The sequence below is a fragment of the Bradyrhizobium sp. AS23.2 genome, assembly GCF_001908185.1.
Lineage (GTDB): Bacteria > Pseudomonadota > Alphaproteobacteria > Rhizobiales > Xanthobacteraceae > Bradyrhizobium.
The window spans coordinates 21807-44344 of record NZ_LGHM01000133.1 but is presented as its reverse complement, the minus strand read 5'-3'; the positions used below and the strand labels follow the sequence as shown (position 1 = coordinate 44344).

General features: G+C 62.7%; 15 protein-coding genes and 2 pseudogenes. 11 read left to right on the top strand and 6 right to left on the bottom strand.

The window, feature by feature from the left end:
* Nucleotides 1-8: 8 nt before the first annotated feature.
* From AC630_RS27410 to AC630_RS27370, 9 genes and pseudogenes are all read left to right on the top strand, one after another.
* Nucleotides 9-1022 (top strand): HAD family hydrolase, encoded by a 1014-nt coding sequence (locus tag AC630_RS27410; protein ID WP_074121582.1) that lies wholly within the window; start codon nt 9-11, stop codon nt 1020-1022.
* Entirely contained in the window at nt 1019-1606 is a 588-nt protein-coding gene (locus AC630_RS44315; protein ID WP_502691538.1) for a hypothetical protein, read from the top strand. Before AC630_RS27410 ends, AC630_RS44315 begins: the two co-directional genes overlap by 4 nt.
* A gap of 33 nt (nt 1607-1639) precedes the next feature.
* Nucleotides 1640-1879 carry a DUF3302 domain-containing protein gene (locus AC630_RS27400; RefSeq protein ID WP_074121581.1) on the top strand — a complete coding sequence of 80 codons (240 nt, stop codon included), beginning with the start codon at nt 1640-1642 and terminating at the stop codon, nt 1877-1879.
* On the top strand, nt 1879-2820 hold the full coding sequence (locus tag AC630_RS27395) for an HlyD family secretion protein (protein WP_074121580.1): 942 nt from the start codon (nt 1879-1881) through the stop codon (nt 2818-2820). The genes AC630_RS27400 and AC630_RS27395 overlap by 1 nt, the downstream gene beginning before the upstream one ends.
* A 17-nt stretch (nt 2821-2837) precedes the next feature.
* On the top strand, nt 2838-3848 hold the full coding sequence (locus AC630_RS27390; RefSeq protein WP_074121579.1) for a DUF1254 domain-containing protein: 1011 nt from the start codon (nt 2838-2840) through the stop codon (nt 3846-3848).
* Nucleotides 3849-3869: 21 nt separating this feature from the next.
* On the top strand, nt 3870-5294 hold the full coding sequence (locus AC630_RS27385; protein ID WP_074121578.1) for a DUF1254 domain-containing protein: 1425 nt from the start codon (nt 3870-3872) through the stop codon (nt 5292-5294).
* A 78-nt stretch (nt 5295-5372) separates the two neighbouring features.
* Nucleotides 5373-6389, top strand: coding sequence for a SphA family protein (locus AC630_RS27380; RefSeq protein ID WP_074121577.1), 1017 nt, complete (start codon nt 5373-5375; stop codon nt 6387-6389).
* Between the two features lie 21 nt (nt 6390-6410).
* A complete protein-coding gene (locus AC630_RS27375) occupies nt 6411-8495 on the top strand; it encodes an adenylate/guanylate cyclase domain-containing protein (protein ID WP_074121576.1) in 2085 nt (694 codons plus the stop codon).
* A gap of 211 nt (nt 8496-8706) precedes the next feature.
* Nucleotides 8707-9679: pseudogene (locus tag AC630_RS27370) on the top strand (MBL fold metallo-hydrolase).
* Between the two features lie 144 nt (nt 9680-9823).
* On the opposite strand, the gene AC630_RS27365 reads toward AC630_RS27370, so the two are convergent.
* Together AC630_RS27365 and AC630_RS27360 are read right to left on the bottom strand one after the other, a co-directional pair.
* Complete coding sequence (locus AC630_RS27365; RefSeq protein WP_143198357.1) at nt 9824-13126, bottom strand: ATP-binding protein; 3303 nt, start codon at nt 13124-13126, stop codon at nt 9824-9826.
* Between the two features lie 99 nt (nt 13127-13225).
* Nucleotides 13226-14590, bottom strand: coding sequence for an FAD-binding protein (locus tag AC630_RS27360; protein ID WP_167561293.1), 1365 nt, complete (start codon nt 14588-14590; stop codon nt 13226-13228).
* A gap of 526 nt (nt 14591-15116) precedes the next feature.
* Between AC630_RS27360 and AC630_RS27355 the strand changes: the two genes are divergently transcribed.
* Nucleotides 15117-16952, top strand: a complete 1836-nt coding sequence (locus AC630_RS27355; RefSeq protein ID WP_074121573.1) for a peroxidase family protein — start codon at nt 15117-15119, stop codon at nt 16950-16952.
* Between the two features lie 3 nt (nt 16953-16955).
* Nucleotides 16956-17870, top strand: coding sequence for a hypothetical protein (locus AC630_RS27350; RefSeq protein ID WP_074121572.1), 915 nt, complete (start codon nt 16956-16958; stop codon nt 17868-17870).
* Nucleotides 17871-17875: 5 nt separating this feature from the next.
* Here the strand turns inward: AC630_RS27350 and AC630_RS27345 are convergent, their stop codons facing one another.
* From AC630_RS27345 to AC630_RS27330, 4 genes and pseudogenes are all read right to left on the bottom strand, one after another.
* Nucleotides 17876-18598 carry a haloacid dehalogenase type II gene (locus AC630_RS27345; protein WP_074121571.1) on the bottom strand — a complete coding sequence of 241 codons (723 nt, stop codon included), beginning with the start codon at nt 18596-18598 and terminating at the stop codon, nt 17876-17878.
* A gap of 139 nt (nt 18599-18737) precedes the next feature.
* Nucleotides 18738-19739: a class II fructose-bisphosphatase gene (gene glpX / locus AC630_RS27340; protein WP_074121570.1), complete on the bottom strand. Its 1002-nt coding sequence runs from the start codon at nt 19737-19739 to the stop codon at nt 18738-18740.
* 142 nt (nt 19740-19881) lie between these two features.
* A pseudogene (locus AC630_RS27335) lies at nt 19882-21199 on the bottom strand (homoserine dehydrogenase).
* 28 nt (nt 21200-21227) lie between these two features.
* On the bottom strand, nt 21228-22448 hold the full coding sequence (locus tag AC630_RS27330; protein WP_074121569.1) for an LL-diaminopimelate aminotransferase: 1221 nt from the start codon (nt 22446-22448) through the stop codon (nt 21228-21230).
* Nucleotides 22449-22538 lie beyond the last annotated feature (90 nt).

Genomic DNA, 22538 nt, shown 5'->3' with positions numbered 1-22538 from the left:
ACGATGCCATGATGGCACGGCTCGGTGCTCTGCTGCTTGCATGTTTGGCCGCGATCTCCGCTGCGGTGGCGCAGCCGGCCGATCCCTTGCCATCCTGGAACGACGGCGCGGCGAAATCGGCAATTGCCGATTTCGTCGCGCGCGTCACGCGCGACGGCGGACCGGACTTCGTTGCGCCTGCCGAGCGCATCGCCGTGTTCGACAATGACGGGACGCTCTGGTGCGAGCAGCCGATCTACTTCCAGGCGGCGTTCGGGCTCGACGAGGTCAAGGCGAAGGCGCCGCATCATCCCGAATGGAAGCGGCAACAGCCGTTCAAGGCATTTCTTGCGAACGACAAAGCCGCGCTCGCGGCGCAGGGCGAAAAAGGGTTGCTCGCGCTGCTCGCGGTGTCGTACAGCGGCATGACCACGGAAGCTTACGCAAAATCGGTTGGCGACTGGCTCGCGCAGGCCAAACACCCGCGGTTCAACCGTCCTTACAACGAGCTCATCTATCAGCCGATGCTGGAGCTGCTCGCCTATTTGCGCGCAAACGGCTTCAAGACCTTCATCGTCTCCGGCGGCGGTGTCGAATTCATGCGGGTATGGACCGAGAAGGCCTACGGCATCCCCCCGGAGCAGGTGGTCGGCTCGTCCGACGTGACGCAATTCAAGATCGGCGCCGACGGCCGGCCGGTGCTCATGAAGCTGCCGAAGGTCGCGTTCATCGACGACGGCCCCGGTAAACCGTCCGGCATCAACCGCTTCATCGGCCGCCGGCCGATCCTCGCCTTCGGCAACTCCGACGGCGACCTCCAGATGCTGCAATGGACCGCCGCTGGCCCCGGCGCGCGCTTCCTCGGCATTGTCCATCACACCGATGCAGCCCGCGAATACGCCTACGACCGCCACTCCAGAATCGGAAAGCTCGACAAAGCCTGGGACGAGGCGGTGCAACGCGGCTGGACCGTCGTCGACATGGCCAAGGACTGGAAGACGGTGTTCGCGTTCGAACACGGCAGCACGGGAGCGCCGCAATGACTGGGGTGCCGCAGACCGAACCGGTGAAGGACCTGAAGGGCAATACGCAGAAGAGCAACAGGAGAGGTACGCCAATGTCTGATCATACGCACGTGGCACGACTGGCAAGCTGCATTCTGATGCTGGCGACCGGCATATCGTCATCGCCAGTGCCGGTATCGGCGGCCCCGCTTCAACCCGCCGCGATCCAGCATGACGCCGCGACACCCCCCGACCTCATCGAGGTCCGCGCCGCCGGGCGCCGCGGCGGTGCCGTGGTCGGTCCCCGCGGCGGCGCGGTCGTTCATCGTGGTGGGGCCGTGGTTGGTCCTCGCGGTGCCGCCTATCGCGGTGGCACGGTCGTGAGGGGACCGCGCGGCAATGTTGCGGTTCGATCCACGACGGCCGTCGCCGGACGCGGCGGATGGGCCCGGCCCGGCTGGTACCGCTGGCCCGCAGGCGGTGCGATCGCGGCCGGTGCGGCGATCGGCTTCGTGACCGCGGCGACGGCTGCGGCCTGGGCGGGTAGCCCGCCCTCACCCGGCATGTGCTGGTACTACACCGATCCATCCCGGACGCAGGGCTTCTGGGACTATTGCCAATGATGGCGGTGCTGACATGAAGGCGAGGCGATCGTCATGAGCGGTTACGACATCTTTGCGTCGATCGTGCTGGTGATCCTGCTCGCCAGTGCGATCGGTGTGGTCTGCATCGCCGGCTGGCTGCCCGGACACATCGCGAAATCGCGCAACCATCCCCATGCGCAAGCTGTGACCGTCGCCGGCTGGATCACGCTCTTCTTCGGCTTCGCGCTGTGGCCAATCGCCTTCATCTGGGCCTATCTCGACGTGCCCGCACGGAAAGCAGGAGATGCGTGATGGGCGCCGCGATCTTCAACACCTATCTGGCTCTGCTGTTCCTCCTCGTGCACTTCAAGATCGTGAGCTTCAACCTGTTCTGGAAGGCGTCGCCCGCGATCGTCCCGGTGCTGCTGCTATTCGGGCTGCTGATCCCGATGGGATGGGGCGCGCCGCAGGGCAACGCGCTGGTGGTGCGCAACGCGGTCTCCATCGTGCCCAACGTCGCCGGCGAAGTGACTGATGTCCCCGTCGTTGCCAATGTACCGCTCAGGTCCGGCGATGTCCTGTTCAAGATCGACCCCACACCCTACGCCGCCCAGGTCAAGGCGATCGACGCGCAGTTCAAGCTCGCCAAGACGCGCCTCGGCGAGCTGACGCAGCTCTATGAACGGGACGCTGGACGCGGCTTTGATGTCGAGCAGCGCCAGTCCGAGGTCGACCAGCTCTCGGGCCAGCTCGAGTCAGCCCAATGGAATCTCGACAAGACAGTCGTGCGCGCGCCTGCTGACGGCTACGTCACAAACCTCGCGCTGCGCAAGGGCGCGCGCGTCGCCAACCTGCCGGTGTCGCCGGTGATGGCTTTCATCGACACCTCCAACACCATCATCGGCGTCGAGATCAACCAGATCGATGCGCGCTTTGTTGCCCCCGGCCAGGAGGTCGAGGCGACCTTCAAGTTTGCGCCCGGACAGATTTTCTCCGGCAAGGTCGAGAGCGTGCTCCAGGCGATTGCGACCGGACAAACACAGACATCGGGCACAGCCGTGCTGCCGAAAGCGATCGAGGCCGCGCCGTTCATCGTCCGCGTGAAGCTCGACGATGCCGAGTTCACCAGGCGCCTGCCGGCCGGCAGTGTCGGCACGGCCGCGATCGACACCGATCACGTCAAGCCGACCCATCTCGTGCGTCGCGTGATCCTGCGCCAGCTCGCGATTCTGAACTACGTCAACCCGTTCTGAAGGAAGTGCCCAAAGCCATGAAGCAAATCGCCTTGATGATTTCGATCTCCCTGCTCGCGATATCTTCGGCCTTCGCCCAATCGCCGGTGCCCGTAACCGTCGACAATTTTGTGCGCGCCGAGTCCGATCTCTATGCGTCCAATCTCGAAAAAGAGGGCGGCCTTGGAAAGCTGTCCCATCGGCGCGAGCCTGCCTCCATCGATAGACAGTCCGTGATCCGCCTCAACCGCGATACGCTCTATTCGTCGGCCGTGTTCGATCTCGATGCAGGACCTGTGACAATCACCCTCCCCGACGCCGGCAAGCGCTTCATGTCGATGCAAGCAATCAGCGAGGATCACTACGCCACGACGTCTTACGGCACCAAGCCGCACACGTTCACGCGCGAGAACATCGGGACGCGCTATCTGATCGTCGGTATCCGCACGCTGGTCGATCCGACCGACGCGGAGGATTTAAAGAAGGTTCACGCTCTGCAGGACGCAATCAAAGTCAGCCAAAAAGACGTCGGCAAGTTCAACGTGCCGAATTGGGACCCGGCCAGCCAAAAAAAGGTACGTGATGCACTGTTGGTTCTCGCGTCGACCATTCCGGATTTCAAACGAGCGTTCGGTACAAAGGGTGAGGTCGATCCGATTCGGCACCTGATCGGAACTGCTGCAGCCTGGGGCGGTAACGCTGACAAGGACGCAACTTATCTCAACGTCACCCCGACCAAGAATGACGGCTCGACCGTCTACAAGGTCACGGTCAACAACGTCCCGGTCGAAGCATTCTGGTCCATCAGCGTGTACAACGCTGAAGGGTATTTCGAGAAGAATGCGGCAAACGCCTACTCGATCAACAATATTACAGCGAAAAAGAGCAACGACGGTTCGATCGCCATCCAGTTTGGCGGCTGCGACGGCAAGATTCCGAATTGTCTGCCGATTACCAAGGGCTGGAACTACACCGTCCGCCTGTACCGGCCGCGTGCCGAGATTTTGAACGGAAAGTGGAAGTTTCCCGAGCTGCAGCCAGCAAGCTGACTGCGAATGTTGGAGGCTATCATGAGAAGAGCAATTGCGACCATTGTTGCCTTGCTGATGACTGCAAGCGCGCAGGCGCAAGGCCCATCGCCGGATGACCTCGCCGCGCGCAATATCCAGCGCCGTGCTGTCGAGGCGATGATCTGGGCGATGCCCGCGGTCAACACCGATTTGATGCTTCAGGCAATGCTTGGGAGCACCAAGGCCAAGGTCAACGAGATCGTCTACTGGTCGAAGCCGGCAAATTGGAAGAACCAGACGCTGACGCCCAATCCGGATTCGATCTACTTCATGTCGTTCTGGAATGTGAAGGACGGGCCGATGGTGCTGGAGATCCCACCGGCGCAAGGCGGCTCGATCGCCGGCAACATCGTCACGGCCTGGCAGATGCCGCTGGAGGACGCCGGCCCCGAAGGCGCCGACAACGGCCAGGGCGGCAAGTACCTGATCCTGCCGCCCGGCTACAGGGGCGAGGTGCCCGCAGGCTACATTCCGCTCCAGTCGGACACGTTCAGCGGCTTTGCGTTGCTGCGGTCCAATCTTGCCAGCCATACCGATGCCGATGTCGCGAAGTCGGTGGCTTATGGCAAGCAGATCAAGCTCTATCCGCTTGGGCAGGCGCAGAACCCGCCGCCGACCAGTTTTACGGACGCCTATGACGTCCTGTTCGACTCCACAATTCCGTATGACGTCAATTTCTATCGAAGCCTCGACCGCGTCGTGCAGAACGAACCCTGGCTCGATCGCGATCGCGCGATGATCGACCAGCTTCGATCGATCGGCATCGAGAAGGGCAAGGCATTCAATCCGGATCAGACGACCGTCGCGATCCTGGACGATGCCGCGCAGGAGGCGCACGCGCTGTTGTCGCAGCCCTATGATGCCGGCTTTCCAGTCCTCAACCCGGGCATTCACTGGTTCCCGGCGGCGATGGCCGAAATGGTGAAGGCGGCACAGGGTGGATATGCCGATCCCGACAATTATCCAGTCGATGCGCGCGGCGTCACCTACACGCTCGGCTTCACCGGCATCAAGCGGCTGGGCACAGCGCAGTACTACCTGATGGCCAACAAGGACAAGGACGGCCGGCCGTTCGAGGGCAGCGTCACCTATCGCTTATCCGTGCCGGCCAACGCGCCGGTCCGCAATTACTGGTCCGTCACCGTCTACGACCGCGAGACCCACGCGCTGGTGCGCAACATGCCGAGCGCGAGCCGCGCCTCGATCAGCCCGGGCATCCAGAAGAACGCCGACGGCTCGGTCGATGTCTATTTTGGCCCGAAGGCGCCAGAGGGCAAGGAAGCCAATTGGGTGCCCACCGACCCCACGCGCAAATTCGAGCTGCTGTTCCGACTCTACGGACCGGAAAAGCCGCTGTTCGACCACAGCTGGAAGTTGCCGGACGTCGAGCGCTTCGCTACCACGATCGGGGGCATCACGAAATAGCGAGACCACGACGACGGGCTTTGAATGACAGGCGTGACCCCGTCCGGGTGGAAAACATGATTGGACTAAGGAGGTGACATGACGCGACATTTTCGGAAGGCCGGGATCGCAACCGCATTGGCGTTGACTGGCCTCGTCGCGCAGCCAGCCCTCGCCGACTCCGGCGGTGTCAGCTTCTGGCTTCCGGGCATCTTCGGCAGCCTCGCCGCCGTGCCAGTGACGCCGGGGTGGGCCTATTCGACGATCTACATCCACCTGCAGGAGAATGCCGGCCGAGGGCAGAACTTCGTCACCAGTGGCGGCATACCCGGCTCGGTGACCGCCGGCCTCAATGCACATGCCGATGTGCTCGTTCAGGGCATCACCTACACTTCGGCGATGCCTGTGCTCGGCGGCCAGGCCGCCTTCACGCTGATCACCGCCCCCGGCAACATCGGTGTCGGCATCGATGCGACGCTGACTGGCCCCCGCGGCAATACCATCTCGGGCGGCGCCACGGACAACCGCACGACGCTGACCGATGTGTTCTACCAGGGCACGCTGAAATGGAATCAGGGCGTCCACAACGAGATGGTCTACATCACCGGCAACATCCCGAGCGGCACCTATGATTCCAGCCGGCTCGCGAATTTGAGCTTCGGCTTCCCCGCGATCGACGCCGGCGCCGGCTACACCTATCTCGACCCGAAGAGCGGCCACGAATTCTCGATCGTCGGCGGACTCACCTACAATTTCATGAACGCAGCCCTGCAGTACCAGAACGGCATCGATTTCCATGTCGACTGGGCCGCCTTGCAGGTCGTCAGCAAGAACGTCCATGTCGGCATCGCCGGTTATTTCTTCCAGCAGATCACCGACGACAGCGGTCCCGGCGCCAAGCTCGGCGGCTTCCGGGGACAGGCGGTCGGCATTGGCCCGCAGATCAGCTTCATGATCCCGATGTCCGACGGCTACCAGGGTTATCTGAACCTCCGGGGATACAAGGACCTCGAGGTCGAGAATCGGCCGAACAGCTGGTCGACCTGGACGACCTTCTCGGTCTCATCGGCGGCGCCCACGCCGGCCGCGACAAAACCCATCGTTCGAAAGTACTGAAGGAGGCGTCACGCAGCCCCAATGACCGGAGACAGGACCAGCAAGCGCGTATTTCGCATCGGCTTCCAGACATCGATCATCGCGGTGTTCGTGGCCGTCGTGCTGGTTGTCGGCCTCGCGCTGGTCTATCTTAGCTTCGAGCGCGTGACGGCCATCACGCGCGCGGCGGCCAGCGGCTTCAGCGAGAAGGTCGCCCAGCTCGGCGCCGACCATGTCGACGAGCACTTCAAGAACATCCGCGACAACCTCAACATTCTGTCCGCCCTGCCCCCGATCCAGGAGGCCGACATCGCAGACAATTCGAGACTCTACAGCTTGATGGCCGCGATGCTGCGCAACAACCCGCAGCTCTTCAATCTCTATGTCGGCTACGAGGACGGCTCGTTCATCGAGATGGACGTGATCGACCGCGCCAAGCCTGGCTTCAGGGTGGGTCTGAATGTCAATCAGGACGCGGCCTTCCGGCTCGTCGTGATATCGCGAACGACCGGCGCCAAGCCGGTCACCCGTTTTCTCTCGGAGACTCTCATCGTGGTCGCCGAAGCGGCTGGTCCCGACAATTACGATCCGAGGACCAGGCCCTGGTATGTCGAGGCATTCAAGAATGACAAGACGCTGCTCACCGGCCCCTACATCTTCTATGCGACCAAAGAGCCTGGCTACACCCTGCGAACACCGCTGAAGGAAGGGCGGCAGGGTGTCGTCGCAGGCGACGTGCTGTTGAGCCGGTTCGAGGACATGCTGACGCAGCAGAAGCTCGGAGAGTCCGGCATCGCTTTCCTGTTCAACGATTCCGGGCAAATCGTCGCCCATCCGGAGATGAGCCGTCTGGTAGACGGGATGCCAGGGCGCCACGACAATCTTCCGCCAATCAGCGCACTGAAATGGCCCGGCTTCGAGCCGATCGTTCGCTCCTGGCAAGAGGGCGGACCGACCCAGCAATTCTTTGCGGACGACTCGGGGCGAACCTATGTCGCGGCCATGCATCAGCTGGCGACGACCGGCTCGGCCAATGTCCGGTTGGCGATCATCGCGCCGCTCGATGAGTTCTACGCCCATATCATCCGCGAGCGTCGCGTGCTGTTTGCGCTCGCCCTCGCTTTCGTCGGCGGCACACTCCCGTTCGCATTCTGGCTGGGATCTCTCATGGCGAAGCCGCTGCGCAATCTCGCCAGGCAGACAGACGAGATCCAGCGGTTCCAGATCGCGGAGCAGCCGCGCATCCATTCGATCTTTGCCGAGATCGACGAGCTCGGTCGCTCGGTGTTCACCATGCGCAGCGTGGTGCGCAGCTTCGCAAGCTTCATTCCGCGCCAGATCGTGCGGCAGCTGATCGAAACCGGTTCGTCCCTCAGCCTCGGCGGTTCGCGACGCGAGGTGACGGTGCTGTTCACAGATGTCGCTGACTTCACCGCCAAGACCGAGCGGGCCGATCCGTCGCAGGTGATGATCTACACCTCGCGCTACTTCGCGGCGCTGTCGGACGAGATCATGCGGCATCACGGCACGATCGACAAATATATCGGCGATGCGGTGATGGCGTTCTGGAACGCGCCGGCGGATGATCCCGACCATACCGTCAATGCCTGCCGCGCCGTTCTCGCATGCCTTGCGGCGAACGATGCGCTCAACAGGGAATTCCAGCGCGAGGCATGGCCGGATTACGACACGCGCTTCGGCCTGCATGTCGGTGACGCCGTGGTCGGCAATATCGGCTCGAGCGACCGGATGAACTACACGGCGCTCGGCGCCACCATCAATCTGGCATCGCGGCTGGAGGGCCTCAACAAGAACTATGGCACGCGCGTGCTCGTGAGCGCCGCCGTGCGCGCACGCGCCGGCCATGCGTTCCTGTTCCGCAGCGTCGACAGCATCACGCCCAAGGGATTTGCCGAAGCGATCGAAGTCAGCGAGCTGCGCGGCGAACTCACGCTTACAAACGAGGCGGACATTGCAATGTGCAAGCGCTGGGACGAGATTTTTACGTCGATCGTACAGGACGGCGCGGCGGAGACGACCCTGGCCCGGCTCTCCGGCTTCCTGCTCGACTTTCCGAAGGACAGCGTCGCGCAGTTTCACGCCGAACAGTTCCGCACAGCGGCCTAGAATACCGAGGCGGCGGCGCAGCTCTGTCTGTCAGCTGTCCGATAGAGATCATTCCGCAGCGCAGAACGACGAATTCAATTTAAGCGTTCATTTCCAGTCTAATTCCACTTGCTAGCTAGTCTGAACCGGAGCAGCATCCCGCCGCCGGCCTCGGGCCGAACGTAACGCGCGACAAAGCCGCGCAACTCAAGGGAAATAGTGGAGGAAACGAATGACACTCAATGTCTCACGTCGATCCCTGCTCGCACTCGGCGCCGGCCTTGGCGCCAGCGCAATGCTCGGCAGCAGCGCGATGGCACGCGCTCCCAAGCTCGGCACCCAGACTCCCTACTGGCATCGCTTCGTTCTCGGCGATGCCGAAGTGACCGTCGTGTCCGACGGGCCCCTGCCCCTTGGTGATCCCTCCGGCACCTTCACCGGCGTTCCCAAGGAGGAAGTGAAGAAGATGCTCGCCGACAATTTCCTCTCCCCGGACAATGTCGTGCTCGAGCAGAACTCGCCGATCGTGAACGCCGGCGACAAACTCATCCTGTTCGATACCGGCATGGGCACCTCCAAGGCGTTCGGGCCCACCACCGGCCGGCAACAGAAGAGCATGGCTGAAGCCGGCATCAAGCCGGAGGACATCGATGCCGTGGTCTGCTCGCATGCTCATATCGACCACATCGGCGGCATCGTGGACGCCAACGACAAGCCGCTGTTTCCGAACGCGCAAATCTACATCTCCCAGACCGATTTCGACTTCTGGACCGATGAAGGCAAGCTTGGCAGCCCGGCAAAGGACTTCGTCGTTCACGCCCGCAAGAACCTTCTGCCGGTCCGCGACCGGATCGTGTTCTTCAAGGACGGCCAGGAATTCCTGCCCGGAGTTCAGGCGATCGCCGCCCCCCGGTCATACAGTCGGTCACACCATCTTCATGGTCTCGTCGGCCGGCAAGTCCTTTGCATTCCTCGGCGACCTCTCGCACCATTCCGTGCTGCTGCTCGAACGGCCACGCATGGAATTCTCCTACGACACCGACCCGACGCAGGCGGCTGAATCGCGCGTCAAGTTGCTCACAATGCTCGCGGCGAACAAGACGCCGGTGATGTCGTACCACTTCGCCTGGCCGGGCTACGGTCATGTCGCCAAGGTCGGCGACGGATTCCGCTACTATGCCGAACCAATGCAGATGACGTTGTAGTCTGCCAGATCCGGTCCGAGCGATGCGTGTCGCCCGGACCATTTACCCGGCGCTCGCTTTGGCAAGGCTGCGAACGCGATCTCAGCAAGCAGCCTTCCGCTCTTTAGGGGTGTGGAATCCCTGGACTGACAGTGATGCCAAGTCTCAGCTGGCCGCGCTTCCCTGTAGCGATTGGAGCAGCTTCCTGGCATCCGAGCGATCCCGACCGTCAGGCTGATTGGCGAAGAACTGCAATTCGCGCTGCAAGAGCGTGAGTGCCCGCTCCGTCTGGCCTTTGGCGCCGACAAGGTCGGCAAGCCCCACCGCCGCGCGCAAGCCAAATCCGCGCTGGCCACGCCGGCCGGCAAGCGCGATGGCTTGCTCAAAGTTCTTCTCTGCAAGCGCGGCGTCATTGATCTCCGCATGTGCGGCAAGCCGCCCTTCGATACGATAGCATTCGGCCTCGTACCAATAGTTGCCACCCCGTCCGAAGACGCTGCGCACCTCATCGAGACAGCGCCGCGCGTCCGTCAGCTTGTCGGAACGGACATAGGCCTCCGCAAGCCAGCACAGGTAGGTCGGCAACCAGTAGACAAGGTGCGCCGTTTGCAAGAACTCGCGCTGCTGCTCCAGCATGTCGATGCCCTCCGACAGGCGGCCGGATTCGACGTCGGACCAACCGAGAAAGGTCCGCGCTACCGAAATCCACAGCGGCAGCTCCCTCTTGATGGCCCCCTCGAGTGTGCGCTGTGCGAGCCCCCGAACCGTCTCCACATCCCGCTCCAGCGTGTACAGCATGCAGACGTGAGCACACGCGTAGCCGAGGGTATGCGCATGTGACAATCGCTGCGCATGCCCCAGCGCCTCGCGTGCGTGAGCGATCGCTTCGCTTACCCGGCCCACCAACCAGCAGCAGATGCACAGGTTGGACAGGCTCGTGATCTGCACGTCGGTGCCGTATGTCACGGCCGTTTCCCGGTCAGCGTCTGCATCGTATAGCTTGACCGCCTGGTCGAGGTGGATGCACGCCTGCTCGGTCTCCCCGTCGAGCAGCGAGGTGCCAAGTAGCCGATGGCCGACCATCCGATCGGCCCTCGTTCCTTTCTCTTCGGCCAGCGTCAAGAAGTCCCGCGCCAGCGCGCCGGCTTCCCGTACGTCGCTTGCAACGCGCAGGTGCGACCACCGCGCGTACAGCGCCGGGAAGATGCGCGGATCGTTGTCCAGGGCCCGGCAGAGCTCGATGGCGCGGCTGCTGACGTCCGCGACCGCGTCGGCGCCGAATCCCCCGAGCGCGATTGTCGGCCCGATCAGCGCAATCTGGGCATTCAGCTCCAAATTGTCCCGTTCAAGCCCGACAGGAAGCTTCTTGATCTCCTCGCGCGCCATGTTGAGCTCGGCGATCGTCTCCAGATTTGCCGAACGCTCGGCCGCCTGTTTTGCAGCCTTGAGCCACATCCGCGCCGCTCGCGACGTCCGCCCGGCCTCCGACAGATGCTGTGCGACGTAGCCGGGCTCCGTCTGCACGATCTCGGGCAGATGGAGCTCGATCTGCTCAGCAACACGGTCGTGAAGCTCCCGCCTCTGCCGCTTGAGAAGCGAATAGTAGGCGACGTCCCTCACCAGGGCATGCTTGAAGGAGTAGACCTTTTCGTCGTCGCCGCGCTCCAGCCCTATCAGGCCGGACGCGCGCAGTCGCTCCAGGGCGTCGTCAAGGACGTCGTGAGGCTCCGTCGCAACAGCTGCGAGAAGCCGATGCGAAAAACTTCGGCCAATCACCGACGCGAGCTGAGCGATCGCCCTGGCATTTCCGAGCCGTTCGAGTCGCAGCATCAGGGGATCGTAGAGTGCCGATGGTACTTCTGCGGGTCCACTGGTGCCGACTGTACCGGCACCCGGATCGACTTGCCCGGTCTCGAGGGCGGCCGCCGCCAGCTCCTCCACGAACAACGGCACCCCGTCCGATCGCGCAACAATCTGCTGGATCAATCGACCAGGCAATTGCTGGTCGCGGACGACGGAACCGGCGAGATCACGGCAGTGCTCGTCGTCCAGACGTTGCAGCACGATACGCTGGATCATCGGCGACACGTTGCCGAGGACCGTCGCGCGGCTCGTCACCAGCAGAAGAATCCGTGCATTATCGATCTGGCCGGCAATTCGCTCGACAATCTCGACGGTCGACGGATCGGCCCAGTGAAAATCCTCGACCAGAATGAGACCGGCATCGCCACGGGCCTGCGACGTCAACAGCTGCACGGCTGCGTCGCGTGTCTTCCGACGCCGTTCCTGCGCATCGGGGATTGGCGGGCTCGATGCCGCCGGCACCGGCAGACCGAGCATTTGACCGATCAGCACAAACTGCTCTTCGTCGGTGCCGGAGGTCGCGGCGACGAATTCACGCAGACGCGCCAAATTGGCCTGGGCGTCTTCATCCTTGCGAATACCTGCGCGCTGCTCGATGGTTCTGATGATCGGATATAGCGGCGTGTTCTGGTGCGAGGCGGAAGCGTGGATGGCCAGGATCAGGTCGTCCGGCAACCCCGCCTTTTCGATCAGTTCCAGCGCAAGGCGCGATTTTCCAATCCCGGGCTCCCCGGTGATCTCCACCGTATGTCCCCGCCCAGTCTGCGCGAGGTCCCATGCTTGCAGCAACTGGCCCATCTCGGTGACCCTGTCGACCAGAGGCAAGGCATTGCGGTGGCGTGCACGATGCCCAGCGTCATCCTCCGATACCTCTCCCAAGACGAGAAAGACCTCGACCTTCCGCGACAGTCCCTTGAGCGAACACATACCGAGCGGGCGCAAGGCGAATCTGCCGCGTAGCAGGCGCTTCGTCTCGCCGCTGATCACGAGCGAGTTGGGTTCGCCCATTTCCAGCAATCGGAATGCGATGTTGGGCGTGTCGCCGACGATCTCCGTCGCATCGTGCACATGGCCCGGCCCAGCCTTGCCGATCACCGCCACGCCCGTATGCACACCGATCCGAACGCGAAGCGGCTCCTTGATAGCCAGCGCGGCGCGCTCACTGAGCTCGTGAATTGCCCGCAACAACACCAGGCCGGCGCGGACTGCGCTCACGGCCTCGTTCTCCGAGGTGAGCGGATAGCCAAACTCCGCACGAATGCCGTCGCCGATGTAGTTGACGACGCTGCCTCCGGAATTGCAGATGCATTGCGAGCTGACCGCCTGGAATTCCAGCAGTATCTCTCTCAGCTCCTCTATGTCACAGCGTTCGGAGAGACCGGTTGAATCGACGACGTCACAGAACAGAACCGTGACCTGCCGGCGTTCAGTTGCTCTGTCGTGAGGCGCGTCCATCACCCAAATTCCGCGGTTCGACTTCGCAATTCGACTTAGCAATTCGACTTGGCAATTCGACTTAGCAATTCTACTTGGCGGTTCTACTTGGCTCCGCTGCCTTTTTCCCGAGCGTGGCGGAGATTGGCCATTCCCTTGAAAGAAGTCCACGTCGCGTTACGCGAGTAATTGCGTCAGTCCCTCTGTCTCAATCGTGCCGGACGCAGTTATGCCGGCATGCCACTCCTCGTTCGACGTTCGGACCAGTCCTTACGGGCTCAGCAGATCGGCAAAGAAAGGATTCAGCATCCGCCCCTGCGGATCTGCTTGTCTAACTTGCGCGGAGAAATTGATCCATCTCGTCCCGTACGCCGCTTCAACATGGCTCTTGGTGATGAAAGGGCTCTGGTTCAGCAAGGGAATGCCGCCCCTCTTGCTCGCAAATTCGTTGAACTCCTTCAAAAACCCATCCCACGCTGGTCTATCCGTATAGGCGTGAATGGGGTCGACGGAAAATACGTCTCCGTCATGCGAGTAGGACAGCATGGAATGCTCGTCCTTCCGAATGAAGTATGAGCCAAGCGCCATGTTGCAGCGGAAGTCATGATCCCTAAAATACTTTTCGCTGAAGTCGACGTAGTCACGCAGCACCTTCAGCCACGCAGCACGCGGAAATGCCCAGAATGTGAAGGCATATCTCGCTGAGGGCCGCGTCTCGCTGTAATCGATCGTCTTGTCTGGATTGTACAATGTCGCTCCGCCAACCAGGTGCAAATACGACATCAGCAGCCTGTTGCCGACGAACCAGGTATCGAGTGATGCCTCCCTGAGGGGCTTGGTCGGGATGCTGCTGTCAATGAACCTGCCGACGCGGGCTTCGCCAAAATTCCAAAGCTTGCGCCGACTTGCGGCGAATAGCGATCCAAACGGTCCGACCCGGTCAGCAGGGTGCCGCGTCTGGAAGTGAGCCTTTCGACCGACCGTCCAGCAGATCAAGCCACGTGATGCATCGATAATCTCATCCACCTCCTTCTCGGTCAGATCTCCGATCGGGCGCGGCAGATATTTGAAATGAATCACCTCCAGCGGCTTGATGCGGAAGGTCACCTCGTAAACGATCCCGCACAGGCCATAACTCGAACGCATGAGATACATGAGAGCGGGGTTATTAGCCTCCGACGCCTCGGCGAGCTGGCCGCTGGGCGTCACCCATTTCATCGCTGTGATGTACGAACCGACCTGCCCGAACTCGCCACCATCCAGGCCATCCTTGGTATGGCAGCAGGCCGCGGCACCGAGAGTCATGTTTCCGATCTCGATGTTGGTCATAAACTGGAGGTTCAGCGCCTTTAGCACCCGCGATGCGGCTATGAATTGAAGCCCCGCCTCCGCGGTGAACGTCATGTCGTGCGGATCGATCTTGAGGATCCGGTTCATGCGGGACATGTCGATGATGGTCCCGTCCGAGGATACGCAGGGTGTCAGGGAGTGAAAGCTGCCCTTCGCCCTGACAGGACCAGGGTATTGGACGGCATCCGTCAGGATCGACTGAATCTCGGGAACGGTACTCGGAGACACAAGTCGCGCGGGAGAGCTCGTGATCCCGCCATCGTAATTCCGAACCATGTTATCCATCTGCGTCACCCCCTTTTGACGGCGAAACACGCAACTAAGATGGCTTTCCAGTCTTGCCGACGTCGCTGTCGGCGTGGTTCTCATGAGGTTGAAGCTCGCTACCGCACAGCTTGACCCCGCTCTCGCGAATTCCGCTGTATCTCCGATTGCACCCCAAGGCTATTGTACCTCCGGGCTTCACTACATCCTATCCGAGCATCCGCTTAACCGACAGGGCAAATTGACCGGCCCTGACGCCGCAGAAGCTGCAGTTTGCGAGATCGCACGGAGGTCCCGACGCGACTTCCGATGCTTCAGCCGGTGGCCGAGGCTCCCGTGACAAGGCGTTTCGAGGCCCTTTCTCCGGTCGGCCCGACGATGACGCTGCTCAAATTAGCGCCAACCCATGGTTGCAGCAACGGATCGGTCATCGAGACCTGGCGCGCCCGCAAGACGCGTTGGCAAACAGACAGTTTAGTGCTATCAGACTACATTTACTGGTTGCCGCCCGAATTGTTTTTCAGACGAATTACTTCTCGGAGTGCACATGTCGCGTGAGAACGATGGCTTTGTCTTCCATCGTCGCGTGCTCGACGAAATCCTCAATGTTGTCTATCGGGTCATTAACTTCTTTGTAAGGTGGGATCGCCTGCCGACCCTGCTTGGGGCAGTCAATCTTTCGGTCTTCCGCAACCGGCTCCGAGAATACAACCTCTACCATACCGGTTACGGCATCGGGACATCGGCGGGCTGGAGCGCCGGCAATGAACGGTGGCGTTCCGCCGATGGCTCGTTCAACAGCCTTGATCATCCGCACATGGGCATGGCGGGCTCCCGGTTCGGGCGCAACTTTCCCCTGCCGGAATGCGTGCCGGACAGCGAAGACGATCTGCTCGAGCCGAGCCCACGCCTGATCTCGGAGACATTGTTGGCGCGCGAGACCTTTATTCCCGCGACCAGCCTCAATCTGTTGGCCGCTGCGTGGATCCAGTTCGAAACGCACAACTGGTTCAGCCATGGGATTCCCGAGCCGGGAAACGAGTTCAATATCCCGCTGCCGCAGGGCCATGATTGGCCCGAGCAAGTCAACGGCTGCATGCAAATCCGTCGTACAGTTCGCGACCAGACAGCGCGTGATCCGTGGCTCGGTGCGACCCCGACATTTCGCAACTTCAACTCACATTGGTGGGACGCCGGCCAGATCTACGGCAGCAGTCGCGCAAGGCAGATGCAGCTCCGCTCCATGGTGGACGGGAAGATCAGAGTCGGCGGCGACGGGATGATTCCAGCCGATCCAGAGCACCGGGGCGCCGATCTCACCGGCTTCAACGACAATTGGTGGATCGGGCTGAGCCTGCTGCACAATCTCTTCGTACGCGAGCACAACGTCATCTGCGACGCCCTGAAGGCGCGCTATCCGGCCTGGGATGACGAAGAGCTGTTCCAGCGCGCGCGCCTGATCAATGCGGCCCTGATCGCCAAGATCCATACCGTCGAATGGACCCCGGGCATTCTTGCCCATCCGGCGCTGGACTTTGGCATGCACGCCAATTGGTCGGGGATACCCGATTGGCCAGGGATACCGTCGCGGGTGGCTCGCGCGGTGCTCGGCAAAGACAGCGAGGCGGCCTATGGCATCCTTGGCTCGCCCACGGACCAGCATAGCGCTCCCTACGCCCTCACCGAGGAGTTCACCGCAGTCTACCGCCTGCACCCGCTCGTCCCGGACGAGATGGATGTGCGACAGCTCGACACGGCAAAAATCGAGCGCTGTGAGTTGGTCAATATGCAGGGAGCCGCGTCCCGCACGTTCATGCAGACGCACGGCTTCGTCAACCTGCTGTACTCCTTCGGCACCGCTCATCCCGGCGCGATTCGCCTCCACAATTTTCCCAACTTCCTTCGTCAGTTCAGAAAGGACGGCCAGCCGCTGCTCGACATGGCCGCAATCGATATCATGCGCGACCGCGAGCGCGGCGTGCCGCGCTACAATCGCTTCCGCGAGCTGGTCGGCAAGAAACGCGTCGAGACATTCGAGGAAATCACCAGCATTCCTGGTGCGGCGGACAAGATGCGCACGATCTACAAGAACAACGTCGACCGTGTTGATCTGCTGGTCGGGCTGTTGGCGGAGGACCTGCCGAAGGGCTTCGGCTTCAGCGATACCGCCTTCCGCATCTTCATCCTGATGGCATCGCGGCGTCTCAAGAGCGACCGCTTCTTCACCGACGACTACCGGGTGGAGGTCTACACTGACTTCGGCCTGGACTGGATCCGCAACAACGGCATGAAATCGGTGCTGTTGCGGCACGTGCCGCAACTGGGTCCGGCGCTCGAAGGCGTCGACAACAGCTTTGCCCCCTGGAACGTTCTTCGAGGCTGAGCCGTGGCCGTCACCATAAACATTCCGGGCCTCGTACGTCTCATCATCGTCTGGCAGCCGAACGAGGTGCTCAGCATCAACGATGCAAGCATGGTTACGCGTCCGCTGTCCGGCCGCGGCGGCCTCTTGAACAGCTCGATCGCTGGAAAGCTCGCGGTTTTCCGCAGCCCCGATGGAGACATCTGGCCGGCGTTCCGCGACCGCCGCGACCTGTCACGCGCGACGCATCAGGCGGCGCTCGAGGCCGCGCTTTCGGACGTCGAGCCGTTGTTGCAGCGGATTGCGCCTGAGATCGCCGAGCTCGGCGGTTACGTCGCCGGCGCCCCCACGGATCGCAACATGGGCATCATCGTCCAGCAGGCCGTGGGCCGCCTCTTCTTTCCCGACTATGCCGCAACCGAAGACTCTTACAGAGCTGCGCGCACGTTGCAGGCCTGGTTGTCGGCCGGACCGCTGCGAGCCGCCTGGATCAGGCGAAGCGGCGCGCTGGAGGCCGCGCTCGATCGGATCGAGAAGTTGTCGCGCCGCAGCATGGCTTGCGCGCACGCAACCGCGCTCGCAATGGACAATATCGTACGGTCTATCGACTTGATGCGCACGATGGCGGGCGACGGCGGAAGTCTGGCGACGATCGCGCCAGAGGTAGCGTCGGCGCAAACCTTGCGCGCGCCGGCGCGCGTGGTCCGCGAGGTGCAGGATCAAGGCTGTATCGGCACGATCCGGCTCCGTTCACGGACGCTGGTGGTGATGATGCTGGAGCGTGCCCGCCGGCAACGCCCCGCCGATCCGGGCTTCGCCTTCTTTGCCAGCACCTGGAATCGATGCCCCGCGCACCGCATTGTTCCTGCGTTGCTCACTGCCGTCTGGCAGGCGGCCAGGGACCAGCGCGGGGGCGGCGGCGCGCAAACGCCGCGATGATCTGACTACGAGCAGCCGAGCTTGTCGGCGATCCCGCCAAAATCCTTCGCGACGATGTCCCAGTTGCCGGTGGCCTCGAAATCGACCTTCTGATGCGGTCCATATTCGGTCGGCCTTGCCACGAACGCGGTCTTCAGCCCGTTCTTCTGCGCGGCTGCGAGGTCGCCATTGTGGGCAGCGACCATCATCACCTGCTCCGGCTTGAGGCCGAGCAGGCGCGCGGCGCCGAGATAGGTCTCGGGATCGGGCTTGTAGTGCTCGAACAGCTCGGCCGACATCACGAGGTCCCAGGGGAGACCGGCAAACTTCGCCATGTTGGTGAGCAGCGCGACGTTACCGTTCGACAGCGGCGAAATCACGAATTTGGATTTCAGCCGCGTCAGGCCGGCAACGCTGTCGGGCCAGGGATTCAGACGGTGCCAGCCCTTGGTGAGGTAGTCGAGGTCGGCTTCGGTCAGACCCTTGATCGCAAACTTCTCGACCAGCTTTTCCAGCGAGCGGCGGTGCAGATCGTCGAGCATCACATAGCCGTGCTCGGGATGCTTGCGCACGTCGTCCATCGAGGCGACGTACATGCCGCGCCAGCCGTCGACCAGGGCGGTCCAGTCGGCACTGATACCGCGGCCCCTGCTCCACCACATGAAGTCGGTGATCAGGCTGGTGCGCCAGTCGACGACTGTGCCGAACACGTCGAACACCAGGGCTTTGACGGTGGTGAGATCGGACATGTGCGCTTCCCTCTATGCTCGTCATTCCGGGATGGCCCGTAGGGCCAGGCCCGGAATCCATAACCCCGGCTCATGGTTATGGATTCCGGGCTCGCGACTTTGTCGCGCCCCGGAATGACGGCAGTTGTTTATTACGTCGTCAATCCAGGTGGAACTTCGCCAGCTCGCGGTGCTCGGCCTTGATGTAGCGCACGGTGCCGGTGACAGAGCGCATCACCACCGTCTCGGTCTCGATCACGCCGTCCTTGCGAAACTTCACGCCCGAGAGCAGCGAACCCGTGGTGACGCCGGTGGCGGCGAACAGGCAGTCGCCGCGCGCCATGTCCTCGATGCCGTAGATCGTCTTGGGATCGTTGACGCCCATCTTGGCGGCACGCTCGCGCTTCTCGTCGGAATCGAGGATCAGGCGGCACTGCATCTGGCCGCCGATGCAGCGCAGCGCCACGGCCGCGAGCACGCCTTCCGGCGCGCCGCCGGTGCCGAGATACATGTCGACGCCGGTATTATCGGGATCGGCGCAGTGGATTACGCCCGCGACGTCGCCGTCGGTGATCAGGCGCACTGCGGCACCGGTCGAACGCACGCTCGAGATGATGTCGGCATGACGCGGACGGTCGAGCACAAGAACGGTGATGCCGTCCGGCTTGACACCCTTGGCCTTGGCGAGGCGGCGGACGTTGTCGGCTGGCGACGCGTCGAGATCGACGACGCCCTTGTCGTAACCCGGGCCGATCGCGAGCTTCTGCATGTAAACGTCCGGGGCGTGCAACAGCGTGCCGCCGTCGGCCATCGCCATCGTGGCGATCGAGCCCGGCATGTTCTTGGCGCACAGCGTGGTGCCCTCGAGCGGGTCGACCGCGATATCGACTTCCGGACCCGCCTTCAGGCCGACCTGCTCGCCGATATAGAGCATCGGCGCCTCGTCGCGCTCGCCCTCGCCGATCACGATGGTGCCCTGGATCGGCAGCTTGTTGAGCTCGCGCCGCATGGCGTCGACGGCGGCCTGGTCGGCCGCTTTCTCGTTGCCGTGTCCGCGCAGCCGCGCCGACGACACCGCCGCCCTCTCCGTCACTCGCACGATCTCCAGCGTGAGGATGCGCTCGAGCAACGCGTGCGGCGGGACTGAAATATGGGTCGACATTGGCTCACTCCTTCAAAACAGTTCGGGACAGAACTCTCTGCCCGCATCAATTCGTACGCCCCCGGTTCGTTCGAACGAACCGCCTCATTGTTTGAGCATGACCTTTCCGGAAAACCGCTCCACGCTTTTCCGGGGGCATGCCCTAGTTCTTCTCGATCCTGATCACCTGCGGCCGTCCGCTGATCACCTTGTCGCGCTGCACAGCGGCGAGCGCGCGGCGCACGGCGTCCTCATGCGTGGCATAGGTGATCAGGATGACGGGCACAGGGACCGCCTTGCCGGTCGCCGGCGCAGCGCCGCCATTAGGATGACGCTGCACGATCGACTCGATCGAAATTTTCTGCTCCGCGAGCCGGGTCGCGATCGCGGCCGCCGTGCCCGGAAAATCGCGCGCCAATAGGCGGATGTAGTAACCGCCTTCATGCCGCTCCATCGGCGCCTTCTTGGTGTCGTGGAGCTGCGAAATCGGCCGTCCGAACGGATTGGCGCGGATGCCGCGCGCAACGTCGGCAATGTCGGCGACGACGGCGGATGCGGTCGCCGCCCCGCCGGCGCCGGGCCCGACCAGCGTGATCGGCGGAATACCATCGCCATCGATCGTGACCGCATTGGTGACACCCATCACCTGCGCGATCGAGGAGGATCTTGGAACCATGGTCGGATGCACGCGCTGCTCGATGCCCTTGGCAGTGCGAACCGCAACGCCAAGCAGCTTGACGCGATAACCGAGATCGGCGGCGGCGCGTAAGTCCTCCGTCGCGATGGACGAGATACCTTCGACATACACCGCGCTTTGAGCAACTTTCGTGCCGAAAGCGAGGCTGGCGAGAATTGCGAGCTTCTGCGCGGTATCATGGCCGTCGACGTCGAAGGACGGGTTGGCCTCCGCATAGCCGAGCCGCTGCGCGTCCTTGAGGCATTCGGCGAAGGACAGGCCCTCCTGTTCCATCCGGGTCAGGATGTAGTTGCAGGTGCCGTTGAGGATGCCATAGACGCGGTCGATACCGGTTCCGGCGAGACCCTCGCGTAACGTTTTGATGACGGGGATCGCGGCGCCGACCGCTGCCTCGAAATTCAGCGCTCCGCCGTGCTTTTCGGCGGCCTTTGCCAACTTGATGCCGTGCTTGGCGAGCAGCGCCTTGTTGGCGGTGACGACGGACTTGCCGGCATTCAGCGCGGCCTCGACCGCCGACAGCGCGGGATCGCCGGCGCCCCCCCATCAGCTCGACGAAGCAATCGACCTCGGGATGCGTGGCGAGCGCCATCGGATCCTTCGCCCATTCGACGCCGCGCAGGTCAACGCCGCGCTTCTTCGCCTTCGAGCGCGCGGTGACGGCGACGACGCGGATGCCGCGGCCGCTGCGGCCCGCGAGCACGCGCGCCTGGGTTTCGATCAAACGGACAACTTCGGCGCCCACGGTGCCGAGCCCCGCTATGCCCACTTTCAGGGGTGCGACCATGATGCTTCAGAAAACCTGTCGGAGAGAATTAGCGCCGGTTGGCGAGCGGAACGACGTTGTGCAACGTTTCGATGCCGCTTTCAAGGAAGCGGCGCACGCCGCGCGCGGCCTGCCTGATCCGTTGCTCGTTTTCCACCATGGCGATCCGGACATATCCTTCACCATGCTCGCCGAAGCCGACGCCGGGCGAGACCGCAACGCCGGATTTCTCCACCATCAGGGTGGCGAACTCCATGCTGCCGACGCTACGGAAGGCCTCCGGCAACGGCACCCAGGCGAACATCGAGGCTTCCGGCGGCGGGATCTCCCAGCCGGCGCGGCCGAACGACTCCACAAGCGCATCGCGGCGCTTGCGGTAGGTGTCGCGCATCTCCTTGATGCAGTCATCGGGGCCGTTCAGCGCCGCGGTCGCGGCGACTTGCACCGGCGTGAAGGCGCCGTAGTCGAGGTAGGATTTGACCCGGGCGAGCGCTGCGATCACGCGCTCATTGCCAACCGCAAAGCCCATGCGCCAGCCGGCCATCGAATAGGTCTTCGACATCGAGGTGAATTCGACGGTGACATCCATCGCGCCAGGCACCTGGAGCACCGAGGGCGGCGGGTTGTTCTCGTCGAAATAGACCTCGGCGTAAGCAAGATCGGACAGAATCAGGATCTCGTGCTTTTTCGCGAACGCCACGAGGTCCTTGTAGAAGTCGAGGCTCGCGACATAGGCGGTCGGGTTCGAAGGATAGCAGACGACGAGCGCCAGCGGCTTCGGGATCGAATGCACGATCGCCCGCTCCACCGCCTCGAAGAACTGCGGCGTCGGCTCGGACGGCACCGAGCGGATCACGCCGCCCGCCATCAAAAAGCCGAAGGCGTGAATCGGATAGCTCGGGTTCGGACAGAGGATGACATCGCCCGGCGCGGTGATCGCCTGCGCCACGTTGGCAAAGCCCTCCTTCGAGCCGAGCGTCGCCACGACTTGAGTGTCGGGATTGAGCTTCACGCCGAAGCGGCGGTCATAGTAGCCGGCCTGGGCCCTGCGCAGCCCGGGAATGCCGCGGGAGGCCGAATAGCGGTCGGTGCGCGGCTTGCCGAGCGTCTCCTTCAGCTTCTCCAGCACATGCGGCGGTGCCGGCAGGTCCGGATTGCCCATGCCGAGATCGATAATGTCGGCGCCGGCATTCCGCGCGGCCGCCTTGGCCCGGTTGACCTGTTCGAACACGTAAGGCGGAAGGCGGCGGATGCGGTAAAATTCTTCCATGGCTCTCTGGGCTCCGGGCAACCGGTCAGGACAGAATCGACAGGCCACGACGGCCGCTCGGGAAGACACTCGTCTCCCTTCGCGAAAATC

Bases quoted from the DNA above. Each gene is read 5' to 3' on its own strand.
- AC630_RS27410 (WP_074121582.1), top strand. From the start codon at position 9: ATGATGGCACGGCTCGGTGCTCTGCTGCTTGCATGTTTGGCCGCGATC.
- AC630_RS44315 (WP_502691538.1), top strand. From the start codon at position 1,019: ATGACTGGGGTGCCGCAGACCGAACCGGTGAAGGACCTGAAGGGCAAT.
- AC630_RS27400 (WP_074121581.1), top strand. From the start codon at position 1,640: ATGAGCGGTTACGACATCTTTGCGTCGATCGTGCTGGTGATCCTGCTC.
- AC630_RS27395 (WP_074121580.1), top strand. From the start codon at position 1,879: ATGGGCGCCGCGATCTTCAACACCTATCTGGCTCTGCTGTTCCTCCTC.
- AC630_RS27390 (WP_074121579.1), top strand. From the start codon at position 2,838: ATGAAGCAAATCGCCTTGATGATTTCGATCTCCCTGCTCGCGATATCT.
- AC630_RS27385 (WP_074121578.1), top strand. From the start codon at position 3,870: ATGAGAAGAGCAATTGCGACCATTGTTGCCTTGCTGATGACTGCAAGC.
- AC630_RS27380 (WP_074121577.1), top strand. From the start codon at position 5,373: ATGACGCGACATTTTCGGAAGGCCGGGATCGCAACCGCATTGGCGTTG.
- AC630_RS27375 (WP_074121576.1), top strand. From the start codon at position 6,411: ATGACCGGAGACAGGACCAGCAAGCGCGTATTTCGCATCGGCTTCCAG.
- AC630_RS27360 (WP_167561293.1), bottom strand. From the start codon at position 14,590: ATGGATAACATGGTTCGGAATTACGATGGCGGGATCACGAGCTCTCCC.
- AC630_RS27355 (WP_074121573.1), top strand. From the start codon at position 15,117: ATGTCGCGTGAGAACGATGGCTTTGTCTTCCATCGTCGCGTGCTCGAC.
- AC630_RS27345 (WP_074121571.1), bottom strand. From the start codon at position 18,598: ATGTCCGATCTCACCACCGTCAAAGCCCTGGTGTTCGACGTGTTCGGC.
- glpX (WP_074121570.1), bottom strand. From the start codon at position 19,739: ATGTCGACCCATATTTCAGTCCCGCCGCACGCGTTGCTCGAGCGCATC.
- AC630_RS27330 (WP_074121569.1), bottom strand. From the start codon at position 22,448: ATGGAAGAATTTTACCGCATCCGCCGCCTTCCGCCTTACGTGTTCGAA.